We start from the raw sequence: 26603 nt of genomic DNA on the forward strand, positions 1-26603 counted from the left end.
TGAAGATATGCGCATGGTTCATGCGCGTCAACGGAGCGCATCCATGTCCCTCGTCGAACTCGGTCGCTATGATCGCAACCTGGCCAACATCCTCGTCGGGCGGCTGGCGGCGGAAGGGATTGCGGCGATCGCCTTCGATGGCGGCGCGAGCATCGCCGATGGCAGCTATCTGCTGATCCCGGTCCGCGTGATGGTGGACGAGGACGATCTGACGGCAGCACAGGGCATCGTCGGCACTGCCTGATTTTTGGGCAGAGAAAGCGCGCTGCACAATAATCTGACGTCGCTCGCGCCGAATGCGCACAAAATGCGCTGAAATCCTGCCAAATCGTAAATGGCACGGTCGTTGCGATGCAGCATGCCGTCTGATGCGAAGGGGGCAGGGATGAAGCTGGTCATTGCGATCATCAAGCCGTTCAAGCTCGACGAGGTGAGGGAAGCGCTCACCACGTTGGGGGTGGCAGGGATGACGGTTACCGAGGTCAAGGGGTTCGGCCGCCAGAAGGGCCAGACCGAAATCTACCGCGGCGCCGAATACAGCACCAACATGGTGCCCAAGATCAAGATCGAGGTGGTGTGCGCCGCCGACCTGGCCGACCGGGTCGTCGAGGCGATCCAGGCATCGGCGAACACCGGCGCGATCGGCGACGGCAAGATCTTCGTGCTCGACGTCGGACAGGCGGTGCGCATCCGCACCGGCGAAACCGACGATTCGGCGCTCTGAGGGGGGGTAAGATGAAGCTGACACACACAATCGCCGGTGTCGGGGCGGCCTGCGCTGCCGCGGCCTTCACCGCACTGCCGGCCTTCGCCCAGGCGGCGCCCGCGGCGGCACCCGTCGTCGCGACGGTCAACAAGGGCGACACCGCCTGGATGATGACCAGCACCGTGCTGGTGATGATGATGATCCTACCGGGCCTCGCGCTGTTCTACGGCGGTCTCACCCGCGCGAAGAACATGCTGTCGGTAATGACGCAGATCGGCGCGGTCGCGTGCCTCGCGATGCTGATCTGGGTGATGTACGGCTATTCGCTTGCCTTCGGACCGGACGTGGCCGGCGGCGGGGTGCTGACCAACTTCATCGCCAGCTTCGACAAGGCGTTCCTGAAGGGCGTGACCGCGGCGTCGCAGTCGGCGACCTTCACCGCGGGCGTCGAAATCCCCGAATATGTCTTCATCTGCTTCCAGATGACCTTTGCCGCGATCACCGTCGCGCTGGTGCTGGGATCGGTGGTCGAGCGGATGAAGTTCAGTGCGGTCATGGCGTTCGGCGCCGTCTGGCTGACGATCGTCTACTTCCCGATCGCGCACATGGTGTGGGCATCGTCGGGCCTGTTCTTCAAGGCGGGCGCGCTCGATTTCGCGGGCGGGACCGTGGTGCACATCAACGCCGGCGTCTCGGCGCTGGTCGCATCGCTGATGCTGGGCAAACGCATGGGCTATCCCAATACGCCGATGCCGCCGCATTCGCTGACCCTGACGGGCGTCGGCACCGGCCTGCTGTGGGTCGGCTGGTTCGGGTTCAATGCGGGTAGCGCGCTGGAAGCCAATGGCTCGGCGGGCCTTGCGATGATCAACACCTTCGTCGCGACGGCGAGCGGCGGCCTGTTCTGGATGCTGATCGAGCGGGTGCGCGGTCACAAGGGGTCGGCGCTGGGCTTCTGCTCGGGCATCGTCGCCGGCCTCGTCGCGGTGACGCCCGCGGCGGGCAATTCGGGTCCGTTCGGCGCGATCGTGCTGGGCGCGGTTGCTTCGGTGGTCTGCTTCTTCGCGGTGTCGGTATTGAAGCCCAAGCTCGGCTATGACGACGCGCTCGACGCCTTCGGCGTGCATGGCATCGGCGGCATGATCGGCGCGATCGGCACCGGCATCGTCTATGCCCCGTCGCTCGGCGGACCGGGTGCGGCGGATTACGCCATGGGCGCCAAGCTGCTGGTACAGATCGAGGCGGTCGCGACGACGATCGTCTGGGCCTCGATCGGCACGGTGATCGCGATCACCATCGCCAAGCTGCTCACCGGCCTGCGCGTCAGCCCCGAAGTCGAGCAGGAAGGCCTCGACCTCGGCGAGCACGGCGAGCGCGCCTACAATTGATCGGGAGCGGGACACTAGGTCCCGCACCCCACCGACGTTCCTCCTGCGGACGACCCTGGCCCGGTGCGGTGACGTACCGGGTCTTTTTTTGTGTTCGCGCGAAGACGCGAAGACGCGGAGGGGGTGCGTGAGGGGTGGGAGTCGGCCTGTCTTGCTCGTGATGGGGAGGGCAGGTGGCTGGCGGCGGGTGCCTACCGCTTTGCGGCTTCGCGGCTTCGCGTGAATCGCTTTTTGAGCGCAGAGGCGCGGAGGGCGCGGAGGTGTTTTGCTCCGCCCCGTTCGTGCTGAGCTTGTCGAAGCACGTCGTGCCACAGGGGCGGGGGTGCGAGGGGCGACCCGCCCTTCGACAGGCTCAGGGCGAACGGGGTGTGTGGGAGCACCGCGCGCCCTGCCCCGCCCTCGTCATCCCGGCGGAGGCCGGGATCCATGGAAACGCGACGCAGCGGTTGGGCGCCTACGTCAGCCACACCTCCGTCCATGGATCCCGGCGTGCGCCGGGATGACGAGAGAAGGGGGCAGGACGTTTGGGGAAGTCTGTTGGCGGAGGCGCGGGCCTCAGCCCAGTTGCGCGCGCAAGTCCATCATGGCGATCGCCGCCTGGGCCGCGCCGCCGCCCTTGTCGAGCTGGCCGGGGTCGGCGCGGACGATGGCCTGCGCTTCGTTCTCGGTCGTCAGGATGCCGTTGCCGATGGCGAGGCCGTCCATGGTCAGCGCCATGATGCCGCGCGCGCTTTCGTTCGAGACGATTTCGAAATGATAGGTTTCGCCGCGGATCACCACGCCCAGCGCGACGAAGGCGTCGTAGCGGCTGGTGTCGGACGCCAGCGCGATCGCGCCCGGCACTTCGAGCGCGCCCGGCACCGTCACCGTCTCATGCGTGTGGCCGGCCGCCTCGATCGCGGCGCGGGCGCCGGCGAGCAGCATGTCGTTGAGATGATCGTAGAAGCGGGCTTCGACGATGAGGATATTGGCCATGGGTCAGCCTTCGCCTTCGATGCGGCGCTCGGCGACGATCGACAGACCGTAGCCGTCGAGCCCCACGAGCGTGTGGTGGGTGTTGGTCAGCAGGATCATGTCATGCACGCCGAGTTCGGCGAGGATCATCGCGCCGACGCCATAGTCTCGCAGCTCTTCCATCGGCACCTCGACCTGCTCGCCGGCATGGCGCCGGACGGCGGTGGTGAAGGCATCGGCACGCTGGCGGTTGATGAGGACGATGACGCCCGAGCCTTCTTTGGCGATCATCTCCATCGAGCGCTGGAGCATGCGGCTGCGGTCGCCGTCCTCGCCGAACACGTCGGCGAAGGGAGAGAGCGCGTGCATGCGCACCAGCACGGGCTGCGTCACGTCGAGCCGGCCCTTGACCAGCGCGATCTGTTCGGTGCCCGTCGCGGTGTTGCGATAGGCGCGTACCGCCCATTCGCCGCCCCAGCGGCTGGTGAAGCGCGTTTCCGACACCAGCGACACGAGATGGTCGTAGCGGCGGCGATAGGCGATCAGGTCGCGGATCGTGCCGATCTTGAGGTTGTGGAACTGCGCGAAGGTGACGAGGTCGTCCATCCGCGCCATCGTGCCATCCTCGTTCATGATCTCGCAGATCACGCCCGAGGGGTTGAGGCCGGCGAGGCGCGAGACGTCGACCGCCGCCTCGGTGTGCCCGGCGCGCACCAGCACGCCGCCGTCGCGTGCGACCAGCGGGAAGACGTGGCCGGGCGTCACGATATCGGCGCGGCCCTTGGCCGAATCGGTCGCGACCGCGATCGTGCGGGCGCGGTCGGCGGCGGAGATGCCGGTCGTCACGCCTTCGCGCGCCTCGATCGAGACGGTGAAGGCGGTTTCGTGGCGGGTGCCGTTGTTGCGGCTCATCAGGTCGAGGCCGAGTTCCTCGACGCGGGTGCGCGTCATCGCGAGGCAGATGAGCCCGCGGCCGTGACGGGCCATGAAGTTGATCTTTTCAGGCGTCGCCATCTGCGCGGGGATGACGAGGTCCCCCTCATTCTCGCGATCCTCGTCGTCGACGAGGATGAACATGCGGCCGTTACGCGCCTCGTCGATGATCTCTTCAGGGCTGGACAGGAAGGCGTGGCGCAGCTGTGCGATCTCAGGGTTAGCGGCCACGGTAATGCTCCATGCGTTGCAGATAGCGGGCGAGGACGTCGATCTCGATATTGACCATCTGGCCTTGGGCGAGCGCGCCGAGCGTCGTCACCGCCTGGGTGTGGGGGATGAGGTTGACCGAGAAGTGCGTGACGTCCCCATGATCCTCGACCGTGTTGACGGTGAGCGAGACGCCGTCGATCGTGATCGATCCCTTGGGCGCGATGAACGGCGCGAGGGCGGCGGGGACGGCGAAGCCGATGCGGTGCGAATCGCCCTCCGGACAGATGCCGATCACTTCGGCGATGCCGTCGACATGGCCGGTGACGATATGGCCGCCGAGTTCGTCGCCGAGCTTCATCGCGCGTTCGAGGTTGAGGCGGCGGCCGTGGGTCCATTGGTCGCGCGCGGTGCGGGCGATCGTCTCGCCGGAGACCTGGACGTCGAACCAATGGGTGTCGGCCGTGCCCTTGTCGATGACGGTCAGGCAGACGCCCGAACAGGCGATCGAGGCGCCGAGGTCGATCGTGTCGGGGTCGTAGGACGTGGCGATGCGCACGCGCGTGTCGCCCTCGCTCTCAACCCGTTCGATCGTGCCGATATCGCTGACTATGCCGGTGAACATGGGGTGCGCTCGTAGACCTCGAGCCGGTCGCTGCCAAGCTGGCGCGCATCGTGGAGCTGCCAGCGGCCGTGTGCCGATCCGAGATCGGTGAGGCTGATCGCGCCGATCGCGGGTAGGCCGCCGCCGATGACGATGGGCGCACGGTAGAGGAGCAGGCGGTCGACGAGATTGGCGGCGAGAAAGGCGGCGGCGGTGCCCGCACCACCCTCGACGAGCAGGTGGTCGGCGGGGAGGGTGGCGATGGCGTGGGGGGAGGGGATTACCAATACTTCGTCATCCCGGCGCAGGCCGGGATCCATGGATGGGGGGACGCTCGATCCTTGGGCCGCGCCGTGTCCATGGATCCCGACGTTCGTCGGGATGACGAAGGAGGGGGACGACGACAGGACCACCCGCTGTGGGCTTCGTCCCTCCAGCCCCGGCAGGCGCACGTCGAGGGTCGGGCGGTCCGCCTCCCATGTTCCCCGGCCGACGAGGATCGCTTCGTGGCGGGCGCGTTCGAGGTGGGCGTGGGCGCGTGCCTCTACGCCGGTGATCCAGCGGCTGGTGCCGTCGGCGAGCGCAATGCAGCCGTCGAGCGAGGTGGCGAGCTTCAGCGTTACGAACGGGCGGCCGAGGCGGCGGCGGGTTAGGAAGCCAGCCATGCTGCGACCCGCATCGGTGGCGAGCAGGCCGACCGCCACCGCGACACCGGCGGCGCGGAGCCGGGCGATGCCCTGGCCGTTGGTGCGCGGGTCGGGATCGCCAAGCGCCATCGCGACGCGGGCGATGCCGGCCGCGATCAGCAGATCGGTGCAGGCGGGGCCACGGGCCGAGAGATGCGCGCAGGGTTCGAGCGTGACATAGGCTGTGGCGCCGCGTGCGGCGTCGCCCGCCTGCGCGAGCGCCATCGCCTCGGCATGCGGGCGGCCGCCGGGCTGGGTCCAGCCGCGACCGATGACACGATCGTCGCGGACGATGATGCAGCCGACATTGGGATTGGGCGTGGTGCGGCCGCGCGTGCGCTCGGCGAGCGCGAGCGCGGCGGTCATCCAGCGCGAATCGTCCGTTATCACAGCCCCATTTTGTTCATCGCGTCATCGACCTTCTTGAACTGGCTGCGCAATTTCTCCTCGCGCGCCTTTTGCGCGGCGATGCGCTTGTCCTGTTCGACCTTGTCGATCGCCTGCTGCGCCTTGATCTCCGCATCGGTGCGGTTGGCGGCGTAATTCTTGAAGTAGATGATGTTGGGTTGATAGGGTTCGGGCGGAATGTCGTTGCGCATGAAGGCGTAGACGAAGAACCCCGTGATCGCGATCGCCAGCGCAAGGAAGCCCAGGTCGCGCGGCTCGCGCTGCGACAGGAAGAAGCGCAGGTCGCGAATGGCCCGCACCGGCGAGAAGCGGCTGAAGAACTGCATGGGGGAAAGATAGGCGCAGGCTCGCGGCTCGACCAGCCCCTCCCTTGCAAGCGGCCGTTCGTGCTGAGCCTGTCGAAGCACGGCTGTCCGGGGGCATTACGCTCGTGGCAACCTGCCCTTCGACAGGCTCAAGGAGAGCGGCGCGAGGGTTGGGGGTCAGTCGGTCAGCCCATGGACCAGCAGCAGCGAGACGAAGGTGAGCAGCGCCGCCCAGGCGAAGACGAGCAGCACCGCGGTACGCCAGAGCGCGGAAAAGGTGCGCAGCGAATAGGCGCCGCGCAGCTGGCGGAACATGTGGATCGGCGGCAGCGCGAAGACGGCGAGCACGATCCAGCCGCTGCCGATGCCGATGACGCCGGCGATCATCAGCGTGATCACCATCAGCATCATGAAGGCGAGGCTGTACGTGACGAAGATCGCGTGATCGTACAGGCCGAAGCGGCGGCGCCACAGGAAGAGCAACGCGACGAAGGGCGTTGAGATGGGGATCAGCAGCCAGCTGTATTTGTACGCGCTCGATTGCAGCTTGTAGAGCGCGAGGCCGGGATTCTTGTTGGCCTTTTCCAGACCATGGTCGAGGCTGGCCCAGCCGGTCTTGGCGTTGGTGAACGAGGTTTCCACGCTGTCGCCGCCGGTCCCGCCCGCCTGGGTCCGCTTCAGCGCGGCGATCGCGGTCTGCAGGCCGGCGATGTCCTGATCCATCTTTTCGGTCGGCTTGCCCGCAGCGACCAGCTTGGCGCGCGTCTTCCGGGCAAGGTCGAGCTGCTTTTCCACCTTCTCGACGCCGCCGGCGATGCCGACGATGTGGCGGCTGACGCCTTCGGGTGTCGCGAGTTCGGCGATGTCGCCGCCCAGCGCGCTGATCGTCGCGAACATCAGGAAGACGGTGAACAGGAACACCGCGAGCGGCGAGACGAAGCGCGCGCGCTCGCCAGCAACGTAGCGGCGGGTCAGATCGCCCGGCCGCCACACCAGCATCGGCAGCGTGCGCCAGATCTTGCCTTCGAAATGGAAGACGCCGTGCGCGATCTCATGCCCGATCGCGCCGATCGTGCGATGGACGTGGCCGCTCTGTCCGCAGGCGTGGCAATGCGCGCCGATCAGCCGCGTGCCGCAATTGAGGCACAGGCCGTGGCCGTGCTCGCGTGATTCCCCGGCGTGCGGCTCCACCGTGCGGGCGGCAAGCGCGCCCGTGATGAAGTCCCCTGCTGCTGCGATATCCCCCGACATGGCAGCAGCTTAGCAAGCTGTATCGGCCGGGCAAGATCGTCTTCGTGGCATAAGGCGGGGTGGCGTGGTAACGAACGACATGGCCGACGCAGACAATACGCACGAAATGATCGCAGAGATGGGCGCGCGCGCGCGCCGCGCCGCAGGGGTGCTGGCGGCTCTGCCGACGGCAGCGAAGGCCGCCGGGCTGCGCGCCGCGGCGGCGGCGGTGCGTGCGGCGGCGCCGGCGATCCTCGATGAGAATGCGCGCGACATGGCGGCGGGCGAGGCACGCGGCCTGAGTGGCGCGCTGCTCGATCGGCTGCGGCTGGACGCCGGGCGGATCGAGGGGGTCGCAGCGGGGATCGAGGCGGTGGCGGGGCTGGACGACCCGGTCGGGCAGGTGATCGATCGCCGCGAACGGCCCAACGGCCTGCAGCTGACCCGCGTGCGCGTGCCGATCGGGGTGATCGGCATCATCTACGAATCGCGGCCCAACGTGACCGCGGACGCGGCGGCCTTGTGCGTGATGGCGGGCAATGCGGTGATCCTGCGCGGCGGCAGCGAGGCGATCCACAGCAATCGCGCGATCCATGCGGCGCTGATCGCGGGGCTGGTACAGGCGGCGCTGCCGGCGGAGGCGGTGCAGCTGGTGCCGACCACCGATCGTGCCGCGGTCGGCGCGATGCTGACCGCCGATGGCCTGATCGACCTGATCGTGCCGCGCGGCGGCAAGAGCCTGGTGGCGCGCGTGCAGGCGGAGGCGCGCGTGCCGGTGCTGGCGCATCTCGACGGGATCAACCACGTCTATGTCGATGGCTCGGCTGATCCGGCGATGGCGGAGCGGGTGGTGCTGGATGCCAAGATGCGGCGGACGGGCATCTGCGGCGCGATGGAGACGCTGCTGATCGATCGCGATTTCGCTGCGCCGGCGGCGTTGGTGACAGCGCTGCAACAGGCCGGATGCGAAGTCCGTGGCGATCCCGTCGAGGCGGCGTTCGGCGACATCGTCGTGCCCGTCAGCGCCGAGGATTGGGACACCGAATATCTCGATGCGATCGCCTCCGTCGCGCTGGTCGATGGGGTCGAAGGGGCGATGGCGCATATCGCGCGGCACGGATCGCACCATACCGACGCGATCGTCGCCGAGGATGCAGGGGTTGCGGAGCGATTCCTGAACGGCGTCGACAGTGCGATCGTGCTGTGGAACGCCTCCACCCAGTTCGCCGATGGCGGCGAGTTCGGGCTGGGTGCGGAGATCGGCATTGCGACGGGGCGGCTCCACGCCCGCGGGCCGGTCGCGCTGGAGGGGCTGACGACGTACAAATGGATCGGCCGCGGCACGGGGCAGGTGCGCGGTTGAAGACTCCCGACGCAAGGGATAGCATCCGCTAATGAACGCTCCGGTATCGATCAATGCACCGCTCGATCCTGCCACGCTGGCGATCGTCGAGGAACTGGCCCGTTCACGTGGCATCACCGGCGAAGAATTTGCGGCGGACGCTATCCGCAAAGTTGCCGAACACGACATCGAACTACGAGCCTTTATTCAGGAAGGTATCGATTCGATCGAACGCGATGGCGGCATAAGCCAAGAGGATATGGAAGCGTGGTTCGAGGAGCGCGTGGCCGCCCGTAAACGGGGATGAGGCCCGTCACCTGGGCTCCCCGCGCGAAGGCCGACCTTGCGCGGATCGACGTGTTTTATGCCGAACGCGATCCCGATTTTGCCGACGAGATAGGGCGGGCGGCCATTGCTGCTAGCCGCTTCCTCGGTGAGTTTCCCGCTGCCGGCCCGATCGTTGACCGGGACGCGCGCAAGTGGCGGATCGCGGAAACTGACTTTCTTCTGCTGTATCGGATCACCTTCACCGGCGTTGAGATTCTTCGCGTCCGTCATGGGCGTGAAGACTGGCAGCGAGCCGAGCCATGAAAACCGGCCTGCTCGGTGGATCGTTCAACCCGGCGCATCGCGGGCATCGGGCGATCACGCTCGCCGCGATCCGGGCGCTGGAGCTCGACGAGGCGTGGTGGCTGGTGTCGCCGGGCAATCCGTTGAAGAGCGGCGCGCGCGACATGGCGCCGCTGGCGGCGCGGCTCGCGTCGGCCAAGCGGATGGCGCGGCGGGCGCCGATCCGGGCGAGCGATATCGAGGCGCGGCTCAATACGCGCTACACGCTCGACACGCTGCGCCAATTGCAGCGGCGTTACCCCCGGCGGCAGTTCATCTGGTTGATGGGGGCGGACAATCTGGCGCAATTTCATCGCTGGCGCGGGTGGCGCGAGATCGCCCGCACGATGCCGATTGCGGTGATCGCGCGTCCGGGGTATGACGACAAGGCCCTCGCGGGTGTCGCGATGGGTTGGCTGCGGCGCTTCCAACGGCCCGCACGCCAGGCGAAGCATTGGACCTCGTGGAGTTTGCCGGCACTCGTGCTGTTGCGCTTCCGCCCCGACCCGACCTCCGCCACCGCGGTCCGTGCGGCCGATCCCGACTGGCACCGGCACTGATGCCGGCCCAGCAACCCAGGAGTCCCCTTGGCGAGTACCCCCCAGGCCGTGCGTCCGGCCGACCCGGCCGAAGTCGAAGCGCTGCTGCGACTGATCCTGACGTCGCTGGACGACGATCAGGCCGAAGAGGTCATTTCGATTCCGCTCGCGGGCAAATCGACGATCGCTGACCATATGGTGATCGCCAGCGGCCGCTCGACGCGGCAGGTCGCATCGATGGCCAACAAGATCGCCGAAAAGGTGAAGGCCGAGTTCGGCCGTCCGGTGCGGATCGAAGGGCTGCAGACTGCCGACTGGGTGCTGATCGACGCCAATGACGTCATCGTCCACCTGTTCCGGCCCGAGGTGCGCACCTTCTATAACCTGGAGCGCATGTGGCAGTTCGGCGATACCGTGTCGTCGTCGCTGAAGCCGCTTCCCCCGGAAGTCCTCAACCCGCCGAAGACCCCCACCGCGACGGACGAGGCCTGACATCCTCCTGCACATCGTGGCGCGCGGCAAGATCGGGCGATCGCCCGAGGCGGAGCTGGTCGATCGCTATCTGAAGCGGATCGTCTGGCCGACGCGCGTCACCGAGCTGCCCGATACCGGCGGCAAGGTGCCCGCGATGGAGCCGCAGTCGGTGCGGGTGATGCTGGACGAGAAGGGCGAGGTGCTCGGCTCGCTGGACTTCGCGCGGCGGATCGAGCGGTGGCGCGATAGCGGCACGCGCGAGCTGCGCTTCCTGATCGGCGCGGCCGACGGTTTCGACGATGCCGAGCGGGCGGGCGCGGACCTGCTGCTGTCGTTTGGGCGCGCGACTTGGCCGCATATGCTGGCGCGGGCGATGTTGGCCGAGCAGCTGTTCCGTGCGACCGCGATTTTGGCGGGGCATCCCTATCATCGGGAGGGGTGAGGGTGCGCGCTGCCGTTCGGTTTCCGCCCTCACCCCCCCCACTCGGCTGCGCCGAGCGGGTCCCCGCCCTCTCCCGTTGGGAGAGGGGAAAAGGCGCGGAGCGCCGATGGGGTGAGGGCGGGCGTGTCGTCCTCGGCGTGCTTGCCCTGATCGCACTCACCCTTCCCGCATACGGCCAGCCCGTCACCGACCAGCGCCAGCGGCTCGTCGCCGCCAAGCGCGACGCGGTGATCGCCACGCGTCGCGCCGAAGCGTTGGCGCGCGACGCGGCGGCCGAACGCAATGCTGCGGACAAGGCGCGGGCCGAGGAGGCGGCGCTGGCGGCGCGGGTGCGGGCGGCGGAGGCCAATCTGGCGGCGGCGCGGGCGCGGCAGGCAATCGTCACGCGATTGCTGGCGGATCAGCAGACCACTCTTGCCACGCAGCAGGCGCCGGTCGCGCGATTGCTCGCGGCGCTGACCGCCTTGGCGCGCCGGCCGGCGGTGGTCGCGATCGCGCAGCCGGGATCGATCGACGACCTCGTCCACGTCCGCGCCGTGCTGGGCGGAGCGCTGCCGCTGGTGCAGCAGCGGACCGATGGTGTGCGGCGGCAGATCGCACGGACGCGGGGGCTGGAGCGGGATGCGTCGGTCGCCGCGGCGGCGCTGCGGCGCGGGCGGGCACAGCTGGAGACGGACAGGGTCGCGCTGGCGACGCTGGAGGCTGCGCATCGGCGTCGCGCCAGCGCGCTCGGCCGCCATGCGATGAGCGAGGAGGATCGGGCGCTGGCGCTGGGCGAACGCGCGCGGGACCTTGTCGAATCGCTCGGTGACGATGCGGTGGCACAGGCGACCGCGGCGGATCTGGCGGCACTGCCCGGCCCCTTGCCGCGCCCACTGGCGCCCGGCACGCGCCTGCCGGTGCCGGCGGCGGGGGCGTATCGCCTGCCGGTGCGCGGGCGGCTCGTCACCGGGACGGGTGAGATTTCCGACGCGGGCGTACGGTCGCGCGGGCTGACCTTTGCGGTCGCGGCGGGCGCGCCGGTGGTGGCGCCGGCGGGGGGCGTGGTGCGCTATGCCAAGGCATATCGCGGCTATGGCACGATCGTGATCCTCGACCATGGCGACGGCTGGACCAGCCTCGTCACCGGGCTCGCCGCGGCGGGCGTTCGCTCGGGCGAGCGTATCGCGGCGGGAGCGCCTCTAGGCAGGGCGGCGGGCGGCGAAGAGCCTCGGATCACCGTCGAATTGCGCCGCCGCGGGCGACCGGTGGATATCGCCGCGCTGCTGGGCTGAGGACGCCCGACGGTTCGCGTCGACCAAGCGTGTCCGGTCTTCCTGTTCGTCCTTGCCTCGCTCCGCTCGCAATGACGGGAGGGGGCGTGCGGCGGCGATCGACGGATCGGCAGCAGGCGCGCTTCGCCGTCAGCGACGGTTCAGCCTCGCGGTGCTTTGCTCCGGCTCGCAAAAGGGATAGACGTGCGGGGTTTTCCCGCCTTGCAGGACTTTCGATGCCCCGTCCGCTGCTGACCGCGACTGCTATCATCGGTTCCCTGTCCCTGATCCCGCTCGCCACGCAGGCGATGGCGGCGGTGGACACGGATACCTATCGCGAATTCGACCAGTTTCTCGACGTCTTCAACCGGATCAAGGCCGATTACGTCGACAAGGTCGACGACAAGAAGCTGATCAAGGGCGCGATCGAGGGCATGCTCGCGAGCCTCGACCCGCATTCGAGCTATGTCGACGCGCTCGACTACGACAATCTCAAGATTCAGACCGAGGGGAATTACGGCGGCCTAGGCCTCACCGTCCAGATGGAGGACGGCGCGGTAAAGGTTGTCGCGCCGCAGGAGGATACGCCCGCCTATCGCGCCGGCGTGAAGTCGGGCGATTACATCACGCATATCGACGGCAAGCTGATCTACGGCGAGACGCTGGACGAGGCGGTGGCGCTAATGCGCGGCAAGCCGGGCAGCAAGATCAGTATGACGATCGTCCGCCCCGGACAGGACAAGCCGCTCGACATCACGATGACGCGCGAGGTGATCGTGCAGCGCCCGGTGAAGTGGGAGGTGCGCGGCGACGTCGGCTACATCAACATCAACACCTTCTCCGAAAGCACCGGCGCGGATACGCGCGCGGCGATCATGGCGATCGACAAGAGCCTGGGGCATCGGCCGCTGGGCTATGTGGTCGACCTGCGCGACAATGGCGGCGGTTTGCTGACGCAGGCGATCGCGGTGAGCGACGCTTTCCTGGATCATGGCGAGATCGTGTCGCAACGCGGACGCGAGAAAAGCGATATCGAGCGCTATTTCGCCAAGCCGGGTGACGATGCGCACGGGCTGCCGGTGGTGGTGCTGACCAACCCGGGTACGGCCTCGGCCTCCGAAATCGTCGCGGGCGCGCTGCAGGACCACCACCGCGCGCTGATCATGGGCGAGCGCAGCTTCGGCAAGGGATCGGTGCAGACGCTGCTGCCGCTGGGCCCGCAGACCGCGCTGCGCCTCACCACCGCGCGCTATTACACGCCGTCGGGCCGCAGCGTGCAGGAAGGCGGCATCGAGCCCGATATCCGCGTGCCGCAGATCAGCGATCCCGACATCAAGACGCGCCCCGTGTTCCGCGAGGCCGACCTGCGTCGCCACCTGATCAACGAGGTGAAGGCGGATAATAAGATCCTCGAGGAAGACACGAAGGACGATCCGCGCTTTGCGATGACTGCGGAGCAGTTGAAGAAGCAGGGGATCGACGACTTCCAGCTCTATTATGCGCTGAAGACGGTCGCGCGGCTGGGCGGCGCGGCGCAGGTCGCCGCGGCGACGAAGCCGGTGCCCTCCAGCCGGCCGGGCGGCAAGTGAGCCGCGCGTTCACGCCCGCCGAGCGGCGCGCGCGGGCGCTCGCGCTGCTGCTGCCCGCGGCGCTGCTGGCGGGGGCGTGGTTCTCTCAGCTCGTCGGGCACCTCTACCCGTGCGAGATGTGCCACTGGCAGCGCTGGCCGCATTATGCGGCGCTGCCGTTCGCGCTGCTGGCATTCGTCGTGCCGCAGCGGAGCATTGCGAAGGCGCTGGTGGTGATTGCCGCGCTGCTGATCGCGGTCTCGGGTGCGATCGGCGTGGCGCACGCCGGCGTCGAATATCATTGGTGGGAGGGCTTTACCGCCTGCACCCAGACGGTCGACCTGCGCGGCCTGGGCCCGGATGCGCGGCTGGAGGCGCTGATGCACGCGCCCATGGTGCGCTGTGATACGCCGCAATGGACGCTGTTCGGCATCTCGCTCGCCGGGTTCAACGCGATCTTTTCGCTGGGTGGCGCGTTGCTGATCCTATGGTGGATGAGGAAGGCACGATGACCGCGACGATCGCGAACGCGCGCAGGCCGCACTGGCGCCCCGGCGACCGGCGCGAGGCGACGAAGGCGATGATCCGCGTCGATCAGGCGGGCGAATATGGTGCGACGCGTATCTATGCGGGCCAGCTGGCGGTGCTGGGCGATCGGCACCCGGCGGCGCGCGCGATCCATCATATGGCCGCCCAAGAGGAGCGGCACCGCGCCTTCTTCGATGCGATGATGGCGCGCCGCGGCGTGCGGCCGACGCTGTTCCAGCCGTTCTGGGACAAGGCGGGCTTCGCATTGGGTGCGATCACTGCGGCGATCGGGCCGAATGCGGCGATGGCCTGCACCGCGGCGGTCGAGACCGAGATCGACAAACACTATCAGCAGCAGCGTGACGAACTGGGCGACAGCGACCCCGAATTGTCGGACGCGATCGCTGATTTCCAGGCTGAGGAACTGGAGCATCGCGACCATGCGCTGGCCGCGGGCGCGGAACAGGCGGTCGGCTATCCGATCCTGTCGGGCCTGATCCGGCTGGGCTGCAAGGTCGCCATCGCCACCGCCAAGAGGATTTGAGAGGACGACGCATGCGAGCCTTCATCGCCACCGCCTTGATGCTGACCGCCGGCCCCGCTTTGGCGCAGGAGTTTACGCAGGGCGCGCAGCCGGCGGCCCAGCCCCCGGCGCAGACGGTCAGCACGAAGCCGGCGCTGCCCGGCGCGCCCAAGCCGGTCGTGATCCAGGCACCGGGCGAGGTCGCCAAGCGGGCGCCGATCAACGGCGTGCTCGTCCTTTATGGCAACGAACGCTGTCCGACGAACAGCGACGGGCAGGAAATCGTGGTCTGCGAACGCCGCAGCGCGCGCGAGCAATATCGCGTGCCCAAGGAATTGCGCGAATTCCAGGTAACGCCGCAGAACGAAAGCTGGGCGGCCCGCGCGCAGGGGACGCTGGATGCCGGTGTCGGTGCGAACAGCACGGGGAGTTGCTCGACGGTGGGGGCCGGCGGGCAGACCGGCTGCTTCCTGCAGAGCGCGCGGGCGGCGCGTAAGGAGAACCAGGCGCGCAAGGCGGAAGAGGCACGCGTTCCGTAAGGGGCTGCCTCACTCTTCCCCGTCACCCCGGACTTGGTCCGGGGTCCACTCCGCGGCGAGGGGGACGGCTGGAGGCACAGTCGCTACCCCCGCGGCCCGGTGGACCCCGGAACGAGTCCCGGGTGACGGAGTGGGTGTGGCGGAGGACGTGGCCGTTATCAGCGACTTGGCGGCTCGTGCCGCGTCAGTTACCCTAGCCGTCAGGGGGAGCACTCATGGCGACGGCGATCGGACGGGGCGGAACACGGGTAAAACCTTGGGCCGCCGACACCTATGAAAAGGCGCTGTCGGTCGGCGCGGTGCTGTTGCTCGCCGCCGTGCTGACGGCGATCCTTCGCGGGCAGGCGCAATGGGCGTTGGTGCCGGGGATCGTCTGGGCGCACATCCTCACCATCCTCGTCGCGCTCGGCTTGACGCCGGTCATCCTGTGGTCGCCGCGTGGGGACAGGCGGCATCGCATATTGGGGCGGATTTGGACGGCGGCGATGCTGCTGACCGCATTGCTGTCGTTCGGCATCCGCGAGACGAACGGCGGCTTCAGCTTCATCCATATCCTGTCGGCCTGGGTCGTCATCCAGGTGCCGCTGCTGTGGTATGCGGCGCGCACCCACAAGGTTGCGCTGCACCGAAGCAGCGTGCGCGGCATGGTGACGGGGGCGCTGCTGATCGCGGGATTCTTCACCTTCCCGTTCGGCCGGTTGCTCGGGCGCTGGCTGTTCGGCTGAGCGTATGCGCGGCGTCCGCATCGTTCTGTTCGCGCTCGTCTGGCTGAGCTGTGTCTGGTTCGGATCGTGGGAGCGCAACGACAATCAGGCGACGCGGATGTATGCGGCGATCGGGCTGGTCGAGCGCGGCGATGCCTCGATCGATCCCTATGCCACGCTGACGATTGACAAGGCGATGTTCGGCGGGCGCACCTATCTGGACAAGCCACCGGGCATGACGCTGATGGCACTGCCCGCGGTGTGGATCGCCGATCGTGTCACCGGCGACCGGGCGAGCCATTATGACAACGCGATCGGGGGCTATGACTTCGACCGCTATCTGCGGCTGCGCGTGCGGCTGGCGGTGGCGATGGGGCCGGCGCTGCTGACCGCGCTCGCCGCGGTGCTGCTGTTCGATCTGGGCGTGGGGCTGAGCGGCAGCGCGGGCGCGGGGCTGTTCGCTGGGCTGGGCTATGCGCTCGGTACGCCGGTGTGGGGCTGGTCGACGACGCTGCTGGGGCATGCGGTGGTCGCCGATTTGTATCTGGTGGCGATCTGGGCGGTCTGGCGCGGACTGTGCCTGCCGCGGGGGGCGAGCGGCCATGCGCTGCTGGCCGGCGTGGCGCTCGGTTGGGCGGTGGTGGTCGAGCATCAGGCGGTGCTGGCCGGCGCAGTGATTGCGCTGTGGGCGGCGTGGGCGGCGCGCGAGCGGGCGGACCGCGGCTGGCTGATCGGCGCAGCGCTGATCGGCGGGGCGATCGCGCTGGTGCCGTTCGCGACCTACAACCTCGTCGCCTTCGGCACGCCGTTCCGGATCGGCTATGCCGGCGTCGTCGGCTGGGAGGGCATGCACCAGGGGCTGTTCGGGCTGGGCGTGCCGCGCGTGTCGGTGCTGCGCGAGGTGACGATCGGCGCGCGCTATGGGCTGATCTGGGTCGCGCCGGTGCTGATGCTGGCGCCCTACGGCCTGTGGATGTGGGGGCAGCGGCCGCGGACGCGCAACCTTGCGGTTGCCGCAGCGCTGGCGGCGCTCGTCGTGCTGCTGGTCAATGCGGCCTATGTCTATTGGCAGGGCGGCAACACCACTGGGCCACGGTTCGCAATCCCCGCGGTGGCACCGCTGGCGCTGGGCCTTGCCGCGGCCTGGGCGCATGCGGGGGATCGCAGCATCCGGATCGGCATGGCCGCGCTGTTGGCGCTATCGATCCCGATCAATGCTGCCATCGCCTCGGCCGAGATCTTTGCTCCGCCGGGCAGCGCCTTTCCCGTGTGGCAGGCGGTCATCGCCGGGCCGTTCGCCGACGGCGTCCTGCGCACGCTGCCGAGCGAGTGGTTCGGCTGGAGCCCTTGGGCGGGCTTCCGCTGGTGGTGCGCACTCGCTCTGCCGATGCTGGGGTGGCTTGTCTGGCGGGTGCGGCGGATTCAGGCCTGAGGCGTGCGTTTCAGGCCGCGGACGCGGTGCCAGATGTAGAAGGCGACGAGGGCGATCAGGACGATGCCGATCGCGAGGTCGGCGCGGTGGAAGGCGGCCTTGACGCGGGGGTCGCTGTCCCACTTGCTGCCCAGCTTCATGCCGACCCAGGCGAGGCCGAAGCACCAGGGCCAGCTGCCGAGGAAGGTGTAGACGTGGAAGGGCACCAGCCGCATCCGCGCGACGCCCGCGGGGAAGGCGATGAAGCTGCGGATGACGGGGAGCAGGCGGCCGATCAGCACCGCGATCGAACCCCAGCGTGCGAAGAAGCGATCGGCGGCATCGAGCTCGCCCGGGCCGATCAGCAGGTAGCGGCCCCAGCGTTCCGCGACCGGGCGGCCGCCGCGCTTGCCGATCTCATAGGCGACGATCGAGCCGAGGTTGCAGCCGATCGCGCCCGCGGTCGCCGCCAGATACAGGTCGAAGCGGCCGGTCGAGACGAGATAGCCGGCGAACGGCATGATGATTTCGGAAGGCAGGGGAATGCAGGCGCTTTCGATCGCCATCAGGATCGCGATGCCGACATAGCCGCCGCTGGAGATGACCCAGATCGTGAAGGTGGCGAGGACGCCCAGGATTTTCTCGAACATGGGCGTGGGGCTTGGCGGATCGCACGGGTTTAGGGAAGGGGGAACCGGATACGCTACTGGGACGCTGTGCGACGATGACCGATCTGACGCTGAACGATGGCCGGACCATGCCCCAATTGGGCTTCGGCACCTGGAAACTGCCCGATGCACAGGCCCCTTTGGTGGTGCGCGGCGCGCTCGATGTCGGATATCGGCTGATCGACACCGCAGCGATCTATCGCAACGAACGCGGCGTCGGCGAAGGGCTGGCGGGCAGCGATGCCTTCGTCACGACCAAGCTGTGGAACGACCGGCAGGGCGATCCCGAGGCGGCGCTGGACGAGAGTCTGGCGCTGCTGGGCATGGATGCGGTCGATCTGTACCTGATCCACTGGCCCGCGCCGGGGCAGGGGCAATATGTCGAGGCGTGGAAGGCGCTGGTGCGCCTGCGTGACGCGGGCAAGACGCGATCGATCGGCGTGTCGAACTTTCTCCCTGAGCATCTCGACGCGATCATCGATGCGACGGGCGTGACGCCGGTGCTCAACCAGATCGAGCTTCACCCGCGGCACCAGCGGCTGGAAGAGCGGGCGTATCACGAGGCGCATGGCATCGTGACGCAGAGCTGGAGCCCGCTGGGGCAGGGCGGCGACCTGTTGCAGGACGCGGCGATCGTACGCATCGCGGACAAGCATGCGCAGTCGACGGCGCAGGTGGTGCTGGCCTGGCATCTCGCGCATGGCTTTTCGGTGATCCCCAAGGCCGCCGATCCGGAACATATGCGCGACAATTTCGCGGCGGCGGACCTGACGCTGGACGACGAGGATATGGCGGCGATCGATGCGCTCGACCGGCAGGAGCGGATGGGCGAGGACGCGCGGGCGATGTGATGCGTCCGCAACGTGGACAACATGAACACCTTGGCGGAAACGGTTTGGCTCTATCGTTTCCGTACGTGACATGATGATGAGAACGAGCGGATCTGGCGGTTCGATCTATCCGAATGGGTCGATGTAAGACAGCGGGTGGGAATTACGCTGTTGTGCCAACGCCTTGTTGCAGAGGGCGTCCAACAGATTCGTTGCACCGAGACGATGTGGTCGGGGCCGGAGCGGTTGTCGGCATCGCGTATATCGCGAGGGCGTCGCTTCCCTCCCCCTCCGTCACCGCTTTGCGGTGCCACCTCCCCCTGGCGGGGGTTTTGTCAGTCCTCCCTCGCTTTAGCGGGGGAGGGGGACCGCCGGACGTAGTCCGGTGGTGGAGGGGGCGTTTCCGCGAACGGTTCAGTGCTCGTATCTTCTGCCCGCCGGGGGCAGACCCGGTGTCAGCCTAGCGCCGCCTTCGCCTGTTTCAGGTCCTCGACGAAGCGCGCGTATTCCTCGGCCTTTTGCGTTTCGTCGGGCAGGCGCAGTAGATAGCTGGGGTGGACGGTGATCCAGGCTTCGCCGCCGTCGGGGAGGGCGATCGCTTTGCCGCGTTCGCGGCCGATCGTCACCGTTCGGCCGAGCAGCGAGCGCGCGGCGGTGGCGCCGAGCGCGACCGTGACGCGCGGGCGGATGAGCATCTGTTCCTGTTCGATCCACCAGCGGCAGGCCTGGATTTCGCCGGTGTCGGGCTTGGCGTGGATGCGGCGCTTGCCGCGCTGTTCGAATTTGAAGTGCTTCACCGCATTGGTGACGTAGACGCGGGCGCGGTCGATCTCGGCTTCGGCGATGGCGCGGTTGAAGACCTGCCCGGCGGGGCCCACGAACGGCGTGCCGGCGAGGTCCTCCTGATCGCCCGGCTGTTCGCCGACGAACATCAGCGGCGCATCGACCGGGCCTTCGCCGAAGACGGTCTGCGTCGCGTGCTTGTAGAGGTGGCAGCGGGTGCAGGCCGCCGCTTCGTCGCGCAACGCCGCCCAGGCGGCGGTGGCATTGTCGCCGATGGCCGGCGCCTCGCGTGACTGGGTGATCATGCCGCTTTCCCGTGCCTGTGCGCCGGCGATCAGCTGCCCGACCAGCGCGGTTTCGGGCATGTTCTTCCAATACTTCCGCGGCATCTCTTTCAGCATCGCGCCGATCTTGACGCGCGCGGGATTGAAGATGCTGGCGTAATAGGTCTTCCACACCTCTTCGGTGGGATCGCCGTCGGGGGCGTCCGCCTTTTGCGCGCCGGGTCCTTCGGCCAGCGCCTTGCCGTCCCAGTGGAGCGAGACCTCGGGCGTCAGGATCGACCAGCGCATGCTGGCGAAGCGGTTGACGAAGAAGGCGGCGTTGGCGCGGACGATGTGATGGTCGGGCTCGAACCAGGCGACGTAGCGCGTGCCCTCATCGTCCTGTTCCTCGCGGAAGCGGAGAAAGGCGCGCATCTTGTGGATGTCGCGGCGAACCGATTTGGCGAGGCCTTCGAGACGGCGAACGAGCGGGTCGGCCTGATCCTCGATCAGTTTCGGTTCGCGGCGCAGGCGGGCGAGCGCGGTGTAGAGGAGCGCGAACCGTTCGGGGTCGCTCGACAACACGACGCTGCGGGCGAGATCGATGAAGGCGCGGGGGACGGAGAGGGTGCCGCTGGGCGGCGGCGGTGCGGGGGCATCGTCGGCGGCGGTGGCGAACAGGTCGGCGGGGGTGTCGCCGACCTGCCAGACGATGTCATCCGGGGGGACGTCCGCTGCGGCGAGGGGTCGGGCGGCGTCGCGCCACGCGTCGAAATCGTCGGGGGCGGGGAGGGTGATTATGCGCATGGCACGCCTTCGTCACTTCGGACTCGTTCCGGGGTCCACTCTGCGGCGAGGGGGATGGCTGGGGCCTCTTGCTGTTCCCTCGCGGCCCGGTGGACTCCGGAACAAGTCCGGAGTGACGAGGTGTTTGGGGCAGGCGATGTAGAAAGTAGCGCAAGCCGTGCCCCCGCGGCCCGGTGGACCCCGGACCAAGTCCGGGGTGACGGGGTGGTTGGGGCAGGCGTGCCGAACCTCACCGCTCAGTCGCGGTCGTCGCCGCCGGCGGGCTTTTCCTTGGCGAGCTTCAGTTCCTCGGGCTTGCGCTCTTCGTAGATTGCGGCGAGTTCCTTCTCGGTCTTACTGTCGAGCTCGTCGGCCGCGGCGGGGAACATCTCTTCCTCTTCCTCGGTGATGTGGTGTTCGTAGCGACGGCGCATGTGGAAGAATTTCTCGTTCCACTCGTCCGACGAGACCTCCAGCTCGGTCATTTCGGCGAGCAGGTCGTCGACCTCCTTGTGCTCGGACACCGAATGGCGGGCGTCGTCGCGCAGTTCGGGGTCGCGCAGCATCGTGGCGTAGAGCGATTCCTCCTCGGCGGCGGCGTGCGCCTGCACTTCCAGGCGGAAGGTTTCGAACAGCTTGCCGCGCTTGGCCGTATCGGTCAGCTCGGCGAGGTCCTTCAGCATCTTGCGCTGCTTGTCGTGGTCGCGCTTCAGGTCGGCGTAGATGTCGGCGAGGGCCATGGGTGTGTCTCCTTCGCATCGCCCAACCGGCGAGCGCGCACGGCGTTTCACTCGCGAGTCATTCTCACGCGGCGAAGAGTTCGAGCTGCTGCTTTTTGGGCGCGACGAGCGGCGTCAGGTCAGCGCGGTCGCTGAGCAGAACCGGGCGCCAGTCGTCGGTGACGATGAAGGGGCGGACTTTGGCGACGCTGACCGTCAGGCGCGCGACATCGTCCAGGCGCAGGCGGCGCCAGCGGCGGGTGGCGACGATGCGGTCGACCGCTTTCACGCCGAGGCCGGGCACGCGAAGCAGCATTTCGCGGGGCGTGCGGTTGACGTCGACCGGGAAGCGGTCGCGGAATTTGAGCGCCCAGGCGAGCTTCGGGTCGATGTCGAGCGGCAGCATGCCGGTCGCGTCGTCGGCGGCGGCGACGACCTCGGCCGGGCTGTAATCGTAGAAGCGCATCAACCAGTCGGACTGATACAGGCGATGTTCGCGCATCAGCGGCGGGCGTTGCAGCGGCAGCACGGTGCTGGCGTCGGGGATCGGGCTGAACGCGCTGTAATAGACGCGGCGCAAGCCGAAGTGATCGTAGAGCGTCGAGGCGCGCGCAACGATCTCGCCATCGGTCGCGGCGTCGGCGCCGACGATCATCTGCGTCGACTGGCCGGCGGGGGCGAAGCGGGGGGCGAATTTGTACTTCTTGCGCGCGTCGCCATTGTCGGCGATCGCGCCCTTCACGTCGCGCATCGCGCCTTCGATGCGGGTGCCGTCCTTTTCGGGGGCGAGGCGCTTCAGGCCGCTGACCGTCGGCAGTTCGACGTTGATCGAGACGCGGTCGGCGTAGAGGCCGGCCTGATGGACCAGCTCCGGATCGGCGTCGGGGATCGTCTTGAGATGGATGTAGCCGCGGAAGTGATGGTCTTCGCGTAACGACCGCGCGACCTCGACCATCTGCTCCATCGTATAGTTGGACGATTTGATGATGCCGGACGAGAGGAACAGGCCCTCGATATAGTTACGCTTGTAGAAGGCGATCGTCAGGTCGACGACCTCCTTAGCGGTGAAGCGCGCGCGGCGGACGTTGCTGCTCTTGCGGTTGATGCAATAATGGCAATCGAAGATGCAGCTGTTGGTGAGCAGGATCTTGAGCAGGCTGATGCAGCGACCATCGGGGGCGTAGGCGTGGCAGATGCCCATGCCCTCGGTCGAGCCCAGGCCCTTGCCGTCTCGGCTGTTGCGCTTGGCGGTGCCCGACGAGGCGCAGGACGCATCGTATTTCGCAGCGTCGGCAAGGATTTCCAGCTTCTGGCGGGTGTCGAGCTGGGCCATGCGTTCGATATACGTTCCGCCGTCGTCGCCGGCAAGGGGCGGAGGCAACACGATTTTTAACCTCAGTCATCGCCCCGCAATGATGATGCGCGATAAGGCCCGCCAAGGAGAGTCGGAGATGACGACAGAGGACATGCCCTATCTGTCCGCGCGCTCGTTCGCCGAGGCGGTGCGATCGATCCAGGCGGACCATCCCGCCGCGGCGGCGGCGCATCAGGCGATGTGCCTGGCCTATACCGGCCGCGTACTCGCCGGGCTGCGTGCCGCTATTCCGCCGCGAGCAGGTTGGTCGCGCCGCCCAGATCAACCGATACCAGCCGGCTGACGCCGCGTTCGACCATGGTGACGCCGAACAGGCGGTGCATGCGGCTCATCGTCACCGCATTGTGCGTGACGATCAGATAACGGGTCTGCGTTTCGCGCGTCATCCGGTCGAGCAGGTCGCAGAAGCGTTCGATATTGGCGTCGTCCAGCGGCGCATCGACCTCGTCGAGGACGCAGATCGGCGCGGGGTTGGTGAGGAACAAGGCGAAGATCAGCGCGACCGCGGTCAGCGCCTGTTCGCCGCCTGAGAGCAACGTGAGCGATTGCAGGCGTTTGCCGGGTGGCTGCGCCATGATCTCCAGCCCTGCCTCGAGCGGATCGTCCGAATCGACCAGCGCAAGGTGCGCGGCGCCACCGTCGAACAGCGTGGTAAATAGACGGCGGAAATGGCCGTCGACGGCTTCGAACGCGGCGGTGAGGCGCTGGCGGCCTTCGCGGTTGAGCGTGCCGATCGAGCCACGCAGGCGGTGGACTGCCTCGACCAGTTCGTCGCGTTCGGCGGCGTTGCTCTTGCCGCTCGCTTCCAGCTCGGCGAGTTCGCGCTCGGCGACGAGGTTGACCGGGCCGATGCGCTCGCGGTCGGCGGTGAGGCGTTCGTGCGCGGTGCTTTCCGCGGCGGGTGTGCCGACGTCGGTGCCGGCGAAGCCGAGGCGTTCGGGAAGCACGGGCGCGGGGCATTCGAAGCGTTCGCCCGACAGGCGGCCCATCTCGACGCGGCGCAATTCCTGCGATTCGAGGCGGGCGGCGGCGCCGGCGCGGGCTTCGCGGGCCTGCGACAGCGCCTCGATCGCGCGGCGTTGCGCGTCGTCGGCGCGACGGGCGGCGGCATCGGCGTCGCGCTCGGCGGCGGCGTGCGTATCCGCGTCGCGGCGGGCGGCGTCATGTTCGGCATGGGCGGTGGCGATGGCGGCGTCGAGCGCGGCGGGGCGGCCCGCGGCGTCGGCAGCCTCCTTGGCGAGCGCGACCTCGCGCGCGTCCATGTCGGCGATGCGCTTGGCGGCCTCGCCGGCGCGGGCGCGCCAGCTGCGGGTGTCGGCCTGCGCGGCGGCGAGGCGTTCTCGGTTGGACTGGACCGCGCGGTCGAGCGCGGCGCGCTCGCCGCGGGCCTGTGCGACGGCGGTGCGACAGCGCTCGGCGACGGCGGAGAGGGCGGCGACCGCGGCGGCGCTGTCGCGGCCGTCGGGCAGAGCGGCGCGGGCGGTTTCGGCGGCGGCGCGGTCTGCCTCTGCTTCGTCGTGTTCGGCGGCGACGCGCAACGCGCGGGCGTCGAGATCGGCGCGCTGCCCGGCGAGGCGTTCGAGCGCCGTGGTGGCGCGGTCTTCGGCACGTTCGGCGTCGCGGATGGCGGTGTCGGCCTGGGTCAGCGCGGTGCGGGCGGCTTGGGCAGCGGTGCGGGCGGCGGCGATGCGGCGGTCGATGTCGGCGCGGGCGGTGTCGGCGGCCTCTGCGGTGGCGGCGGCGGCGGGGCGTGCGGCCCGCAGGGTTTTCAGGCGGTTGAGGCGTTCGAGCCGTTCCGCCGCGGCGGCGCCGCTGCCGCTCGCGACATGGCCGTCCCAGCGGCGCGTGTGCCCGGCGGCGGTGACGAGGCGCTGGCCGACTGCGAGCGGCTGGCCGTCGTCGGTATCGGCGACGAAGGATTGGGCGAGGCGGCGGGCGAGCGCGGCGGGGGCGGTGACGTGGTCGGCGAGCGGCGTCGTGCCGGGTGGTGGGGCGGGATCGCCCGGCTGCGGCGTGGCACCAGTCCAGGCGGCAGGGTCGCCCTCCAGCTCGTCGCCGAGCGCGGCGGCGAGCGCGCGTTCGTAGCCGGCGGCGGGGGCGAGGCGATCGAGCAGCTTTTCCTTGCCCGTGCGCTGGGTGGCGCGGGTGAGTGCGGCGATCTCGGCATCGATCTGGGCGAGGTCAGCGCGGGCGGCGGCGCGGGTGGTTTCGGCGGCGTCGCGGCCGGCGATGGCGGCGCGCTCCTCCGCCTCCGCCTGGGCGAGCGCGTCGCGGGCCTGTTCGGCGCGGGCGCGGGCCTGTTGCCGGCGTGTGGCGGCCTCGTCGCGGGCGGCGGTGAGCGGGGCGGCGTCGCCCAAAGCGGCGAGCGCCTGGGCGACCTGTGCGACCTCGCGGCGCGCGCGGTCGGCACGGGTGCGGGCAGCGGCGAGCGCGGCGTCGGCGACGCGAGTTTCGGCGGCCTCGCTCGCCTGGCGCGCGAGGCCTTGCGCCAGTGCGACCTCGGCATCGCGGGCGTGGCGTTCGGCGTCGGCGAGCGTCGCGTCGAGGCGGGGGGCCTCGTCGGCGGCGGAAAGGATCGCGCGGTCGAGTGCCTTTACCTCGTCGGCCAGCCGGGCGAGCGCCTGCGCGGCGTCGGCGGCGAGCGTGCCTTCGCGCGCGCGATCGTCGGCGATGCGGCGGCGCGCCTCGTCCAATTCGCTCACCCGGCGCGCGGCGGCGGCGCGTTGTGCGCGGAGCGTGGTGAGGCGGTGGCCGAGATCGTTGGCGGCGTCGCGCGCGGCGAGCGCGGCGGCGCGGGTGGTGGCGACGGCGGCCGTGGCGTCGGCGTGTACGGCGGCGGCGATGCGTTCGGCGTCGGTCGTCTCGGCGACGCGGGTGTCGGCGGCGGTCGCTTCGGCGCGCGCGGCATCGGCGGCGGCGGCGGCGTCGCGCCAGCGGGCGAAAATCATGCGCGCTTCGGCGAGGCGGATTTTCGCCGACAGCTCGCGATAGCGTTCGGCGGCGCGGGCCTGGCGGCGCAAGGAGGCGGCGCGCGCGTCCTGATCGGCGATCAGTTCGGCGAGGCGTTCGAGGTTCGCCTCGGTCGCGCGCAGTTTCTGTTCGGCGTCCTTGCGGCGGACGTGGAGGCCGGCGATCCCCGCCGCTTCCTCCAGCATCGCGCGGCGTTCGGCGGGCTTGGCGGCGATGACCGCGCTGATCCGGTTCTGGCTGACGAGCGCGGGGCTGTGCGCGCCGGTGGCGGCGTCGGCGAACAGGAGCGCGACGTCCTTGGCGCGCACGTCGCGGCCGTCGATGCGATAGGCGCTGCCGGCGCCGCGTTCGATGCGGCGGACGACCTCGCGCTCGTCGCCATCCGCCGCGTCGAGCAGGATCGACACTTCGGCGAAGGCGCGCGGCGGACGCGTCGCGGTGCCGGCGAAGATGACGTCTTCCATCCCCGCGCCGCGCAGCGACTTGGCGCTCGATTCGCCCATCGTCCAGCGCAGCGCCTCGAGCAGGTTGGATTTGCCGCAGCCGTTCGGGCCGACGACGCCGGTCAGCCCCGGCTCGATATGGAGGTCGGCGGGGTCGACGAAGCTTTTGAACCCGGCGATGCGGAGCCGCTTGATCTGCACGAGGGTGGGGTGGCGGTTATGCGAGGGCGGCGCAAGCTTTGGTCAGAAAAGAGGGTTCACGCGGAGACGCGGAGACGCGGAGGTGTCCGGCTTGGCGCCGCAGGCTGTCTGGTTCTCCGGCCGTTCTACGCGCTTCGAAGTCGGTTGGAGAGAAGCGGCTGCGCCGCGATTGCGACACCTCCGCGTCTCCGCGTCTCCGCGTGATACCC

29 protein-coding genes are annotated in these 26603 nt (G+C 68.9%); 18 read left to right on the forward strand and 11 right to left on the reverse strand.

The window, feature by feature from the left end; translation table 11 throughout:
• Positions 1-43 precede the first annotated feature (43 nt).
• From SPHME3_RS0105455 to SPHME3_RS0105465, 3 genes are all read left to right on the forward strand, one after another.
• The gene (locus SPHME3_RS0105455; RefSeq protein ID WP_017980284.1) at positions 44-244 is read left to right on the forward strand and encodes a putative signal transducing protein; all 201 of its coding nucleotides are present in this window, start codon (positions 44-46) and stop codon (positions 242-244) included.
• A 141-nt stretch (positions 245-385) separates the two neighbouring features.
• Positions 386-724, forward strand: coding sequence for a P-II family nitrogen regulator (locus SPHME3_RS0105460; protein WP_017980283.1), 339 nt, complete (start codon positions 386-388; stop codon positions 722-724).
• An 11-nt stretch (positions 725-735) separates the two neighbouring features.
• Entirely contained in the window at positions 736-2094 is a 1359-nt protein-coding gene (locus SPHME3_RS0105465) for an ammonium transporter (protein ID WP_017980282.1), read from the forward strand.
• Between the two features lie 555 nt (positions 2095-2649).
• Here the strand turns inward: SPHME3_RS0105465 and ribH are convergent.
• From ribH to SPHME3_RS0105495, 6 genes are all read right to left on the reverse strand, one after another.
• Positions 2650-3069 carry a 6,7-dimethyl-8-ribityllumazine synthase gene (gene ribH / locus SPHME3_RS0105470; RefSeq protein WP_017980281.1) on the reverse strand — a complete coding sequence of 140 codons (420 nt, stop codon included), beginning with the start codon at positions 3067-3069 and terminating at the stop codon, positions 2650-2652.
• Between the two features lie 3 nt (positions 3070-3072).
• Positions 3073-4212 carry a 3,4-dihydroxy-2-butanone-4-phosphate synthase gene (gene ribB / locus SPHME3_RS0105475; RefSeq protein WP_017980280.1) on the reverse strand — a complete coding sequence of 380 codons (1140 nt, stop codon included), beginning with the start codon at positions 4210-4212 and terminating at the stop codon, positions 3073-3075.
• A complete protein-coding gene (locus tag SPHME3_RS0105480) occupies positions 4202-4816 on the reverse strand; it encodes a riboflavin synthase (protein ID WP_017980279.1) in 615 nt (204 codons plus the stop codon). The genes ribB and SPHME3_RS0105480 overlap by 11 nt, the downstream gene beginning before the upstream one ends.
• Positions 4801-5847, reverse strand: coding sequence for a bifunctional diaminohydroxyphosphoribosylaminopyrimidine deaminase/5-amino-6-(5-phosphoribosylamino)uracil reductase RibD (gene ribD / locus SPHME3_RS0105485; protein WP_172436183.1), 1047 nt, complete (start codon positions 5845-5847; stop codon positions 4801-4803). Before ribD ends, SPHME3_RS0105480 begins: the two co-directional genes overlap by 16 nt.
• Before the next feature lie 20 nt (positions 5848-5867).
• Positions 5868-6296 (reverse strand): hypothetical protein, encoded by a 429-nt coding sequence (locus tag SPHME3_RS0105490; RefSeq protein ID WP_231376744.1) that lies wholly within the window; start codon positions 6294-6296, stop codon positions 5868-5870.
• A 75-nt stretch (positions 6297-6371) separates the two neighbouring features.
• The gene (locus SPHME3_RS0105495) at positions 6372-7445 is read right to left on the reverse strand and encodes a DUF3667 domain-containing protein (RefSeq protein ID WP_017980276.1); all 1074 of its coding nucleotides are present in this window, start codon (positions 7443-7445) and stop codon (positions 6372-6374) included.
• A 79-nt stretch (positions 7446-7524) separates the two neighbouring features.
• Between SPHME3_RS0105495 and SPHME3_RS0105500 the strand changes: the two genes are divergently transcribed.
• The 13 genes from SPHME3_RS0105500 (at position 7525) to SPHME3_RS0105560 (ending at position 17377) form a co-directional block, all read left to right on the forward strand.
• Complete coding sequence (locus SPHME3_RS0105500) at positions 7525-8787, forward strand: glutamate-5-semialdehyde dehydrogenase (RefSeq protein ID WP_017980275.1); 1263 nt, start codon at positions 7525-7527, stop codon at positions 8785-8787.
• A 31-nt stretch (positions 8788-8818) separates the two neighbouring features.
• A complete protein-coding gene (locus SPHME3_RS0105505) occupies positions 8819-9073 on the forward strand; it encodes a hypothetical protein (RefSeq protein ID WP_017980274.1) in 255 nt (84 codons plus the stop codon).
• Entirely contained in the window at positions 9070-9357 is a 288-nt protein-coding gene (locus SPHME3_RS0105510) for a type II toxin-antitoxin system RelE/ParE family toxin (RefSeq protein ID WP_017980273.1), read from the forward strand. The genes SPHME3_RS0105505 and SPHME3_RS0105510 overlap by 4 nt, the downstream gene beginning before the upstream one ends.
• Positions 9354-9935 (forward strand): nicotinate-nucleotide adenylyltransferase, encoded by a 582-nt coding sequence (locus SPHME3_RS0105515; RefSeq protein WP_017980272.1) that lies wholly within the window; start codon positions 9354-9356, stop codon positions 9933-9935. Before SPHME3_RS0105510 ends, SPHME3_RS0105515 begins: the two co-directional genes overlap by 4 nt.
• A 27-nt stretch (positions 9936-9962) precedes the next feature.
• Entirely contained in the window at positions 9963-10406 is a 444-nt protein-coding gene (rsfS, locus tag SPHME3_RS0105520) for a ribosome silencing factor (RefSeq protein WP_221204681.1), read from the forward strand.
• Position 10407: 1 nt separating this feature from the next.
• Positions 10408-10830: a 23S rRNA (pseudouridine(1915)-N(3))-methyltransferase RlmH gene (locus tag SPHME3_RS0105525; protein WP_024310331.1), complete on the forward strand. Its 423-nt coding sequence runs from the start codon at positions 10408-10410 to the stop codon at positions 10828-10830.
• 137 nt (positions 10831-10967) lie between these two features.
• Entirely contained in the window at positions 10968-12104 is a 1137-nt protein-coding gene (locus tag SPHME3_RS0105530) for a murein hydrolase activator EnvC family protein (RefSeq protein ID WP_017980269.1), read from the forward strand.
• A 215-nt stretch (positions 12105-12319) separates the two neighbouring features.
• Positions 12320-13672, forward strand: coding sequence for a S41 family peptidase (locus SPHME3_RS0105535; protein ID WP_017980268.1), 1353 nt, complete (start codon positions 12320-12322; stop codon positions 13670-13672).
• Positions 13669-14163 carry a disulfide bond formation protein B gene (locus tag SPHME3_RS0105540; protein ID WP_017980267.1) on the forward strand — a complete coding sequence of 165 codons (495 nt, stop codon included), beginning with the start codon at positions 13669-13671 and terminating at the stop codon, positions 14161-14163. The genes SPHME3_RS0105535 and SPHME3_RS0105540 overlap by 4 nt, the downstream gene beginning before the upstream one ends.
• Positions 14160-14723 carry a demethoxyubiquinone hydroxylase family protein gene (locus SPHME3_RS0105545; protein ID WP_020486621.1) on the forward strand — a complete coding sequence of 188 codons (564 nt, stop codon included), beginning with the start codon at positions 14160-14162 and terminating at the stop codon, positions 14721-14723. The genes SPHME3_RS0105540 and SPHME3_RS0105545 overlap by 4 nt, the downstream gene beginning before the upstream one ends.
• A gap of 11 nt (positions 14724-14734) precedes the next feature.
• Entirely contained in the window at positions 14735-15241 is a 507-nt protein-coding gene (locus SPHME3_RS0105550; protein WP_017980265.1) for a hypothetical protein, read from the forward strand.
• 215 nt (positions 15242-15456) lie between these two features.
• Positions 15457-15966, forward strand: a complete 510-nt coding sequence (locus SPHME3_RS0105555) for a DUF2306 domain-containing protein (RefSeq protein WP_017980264.1) — start codon at positions 15457-15459, stop codon at positions 15964-15966.
• Positions 15967-15970: 4 nt separating this feature from the next.
• On the forward strand, positions 15971-17377 hold the full coding sequence (locus SPHME3_RS0105560) for a hypothetical protein (RefSeq protein WP_017980263.1): 1407 nt from the start codon (positions 15971-15973) through the stop codon (positions 17375-17377).
• Here the strand turns inward: SPHME3_RS0105560 and SPHME3_RS0105565 are convergent.
• Positions 17368-18006 carry a DedA family protein gene (locus SPHME3_RS0105565; RefSeq protein WP_017980262.1) on the reverse strand — a complete coding sequence of 213 codons (639 nt, stop codon included), beginning with the start codon at positions 18004-18006 and terminating at the stop codon, positions 17368-17370. The two genes, SPHME3_RS0105560 and SPHME3_RS0105565, sit on opposite strands and share 10 nt — an antisense overlap.
• A gap of 74 nt (positions 18007-18080) precedes the next feature.
• Between SPHME3_RS0105565 and SPHME3_RS0105570 the strand changes: the two genes are divergently transcribed.
• Entirely contained in the window at positions 18081-18875 is a 795-nt protein-coding gene (locus tag SPHME3_RS0105570; RefSeq protein ID WP_017980261.1) for an aldo/keto reductase, read from the forward strand.
• A 434-nt stretch (positions 18876-19309) separates the two neighbouring features.
• On the opposite strand, the gene SPHME3_RS0105575 is transcribed toward SPHME3_RS0105570, so the two are convergent.
• From SPHME3_RS0105575 to SPHME3_RS0105585, 3 genes are all read right to left on the reverse strand, one after another.
• Positions 19310-20707 (reverse strand): UdgX family uracil-DNA binding protein, encoded by a 1398-nt coding sequence (locus tag SPHME3_RS0105575; protein WP_017980260.1) that lies wholly within the window; start codon positions 20705-20707, stop codon positions 19310-19312.
• A gap of 236 nt (positions 20708-20943) precedes the next feature.
• Positions 20944-21426 (reverse strand): hemerythrin domain-containing protein, encoded by a 483-nt coding sequence (locus tag SPHME3_RS0105580; RefSeq protein WP_017980259.1) that lies wholly within the window; start codon positions 21424-21426, stop codon positions 20944-20946.
• A 64-nt stretch (positions 21427-21490) separates the two neighbouring features.
• The gene (locus SPHME3_RS0105585; RefSeq protein ID WP_017980258.1) at positions 21491-22738 is read right to left on the reverse strand and encodes a putative DNA modification/repair radical SAM protein; all 1248 of its coding nucleotides are present in this window, start codon (positions 22736-22738) and stop codon (positions 21491-21493) included.
• A gap of 118 nt (positions 22739-22856) precedes the next feature.
• Between SPHME3_RS0105585 and SPHME3_RS20995 the strand changes: the two genes are divergently transcribed.
• On the forward strand, positions 22857-23063 hold the full coding sequence (locus SPHME3_RS20995) for a hypothetical protein (RefSeq protein ID WP_131588934.1): 207 nt from the start codon (positions 22857-22859) through the stop codon (positions 23061-23063).
• On the opposite strand, the gene SPHME3_RS0105595 is transcribed toward SPHME3_RS20995, so the two are convergent.
• Positions 23005-26394: a chromosome segregation SMC family protein gene (locus SPHME3_RS0105595; protein WP_017980257.1), complete on the reverse strand. Its 3390-nt coding sequence runs from the start codon at positions 26392-26394 to the stop codon at positions 23005-23007. The two genes, SPHME3_RS20995 and SPHME3_RS0105595, sit on opposite strands and share 59 nt — an antisense overlap.
• Positions 26395-26603 lie beyond the last annotated feature (209 nt).

The sequence above is a fragment of the Sphingomonas melonis DAPP-PG 224 genome, from assembly GCF_000379045.1.
In the GTDB taxonomy this organism is placed as follows: Bacteria; Pseudomonadota; Alphaproteobacteria; order Sphingomonadales; family Sphingomonadaceae; genus Sphingomonas; species Sphingomonas aquatilis.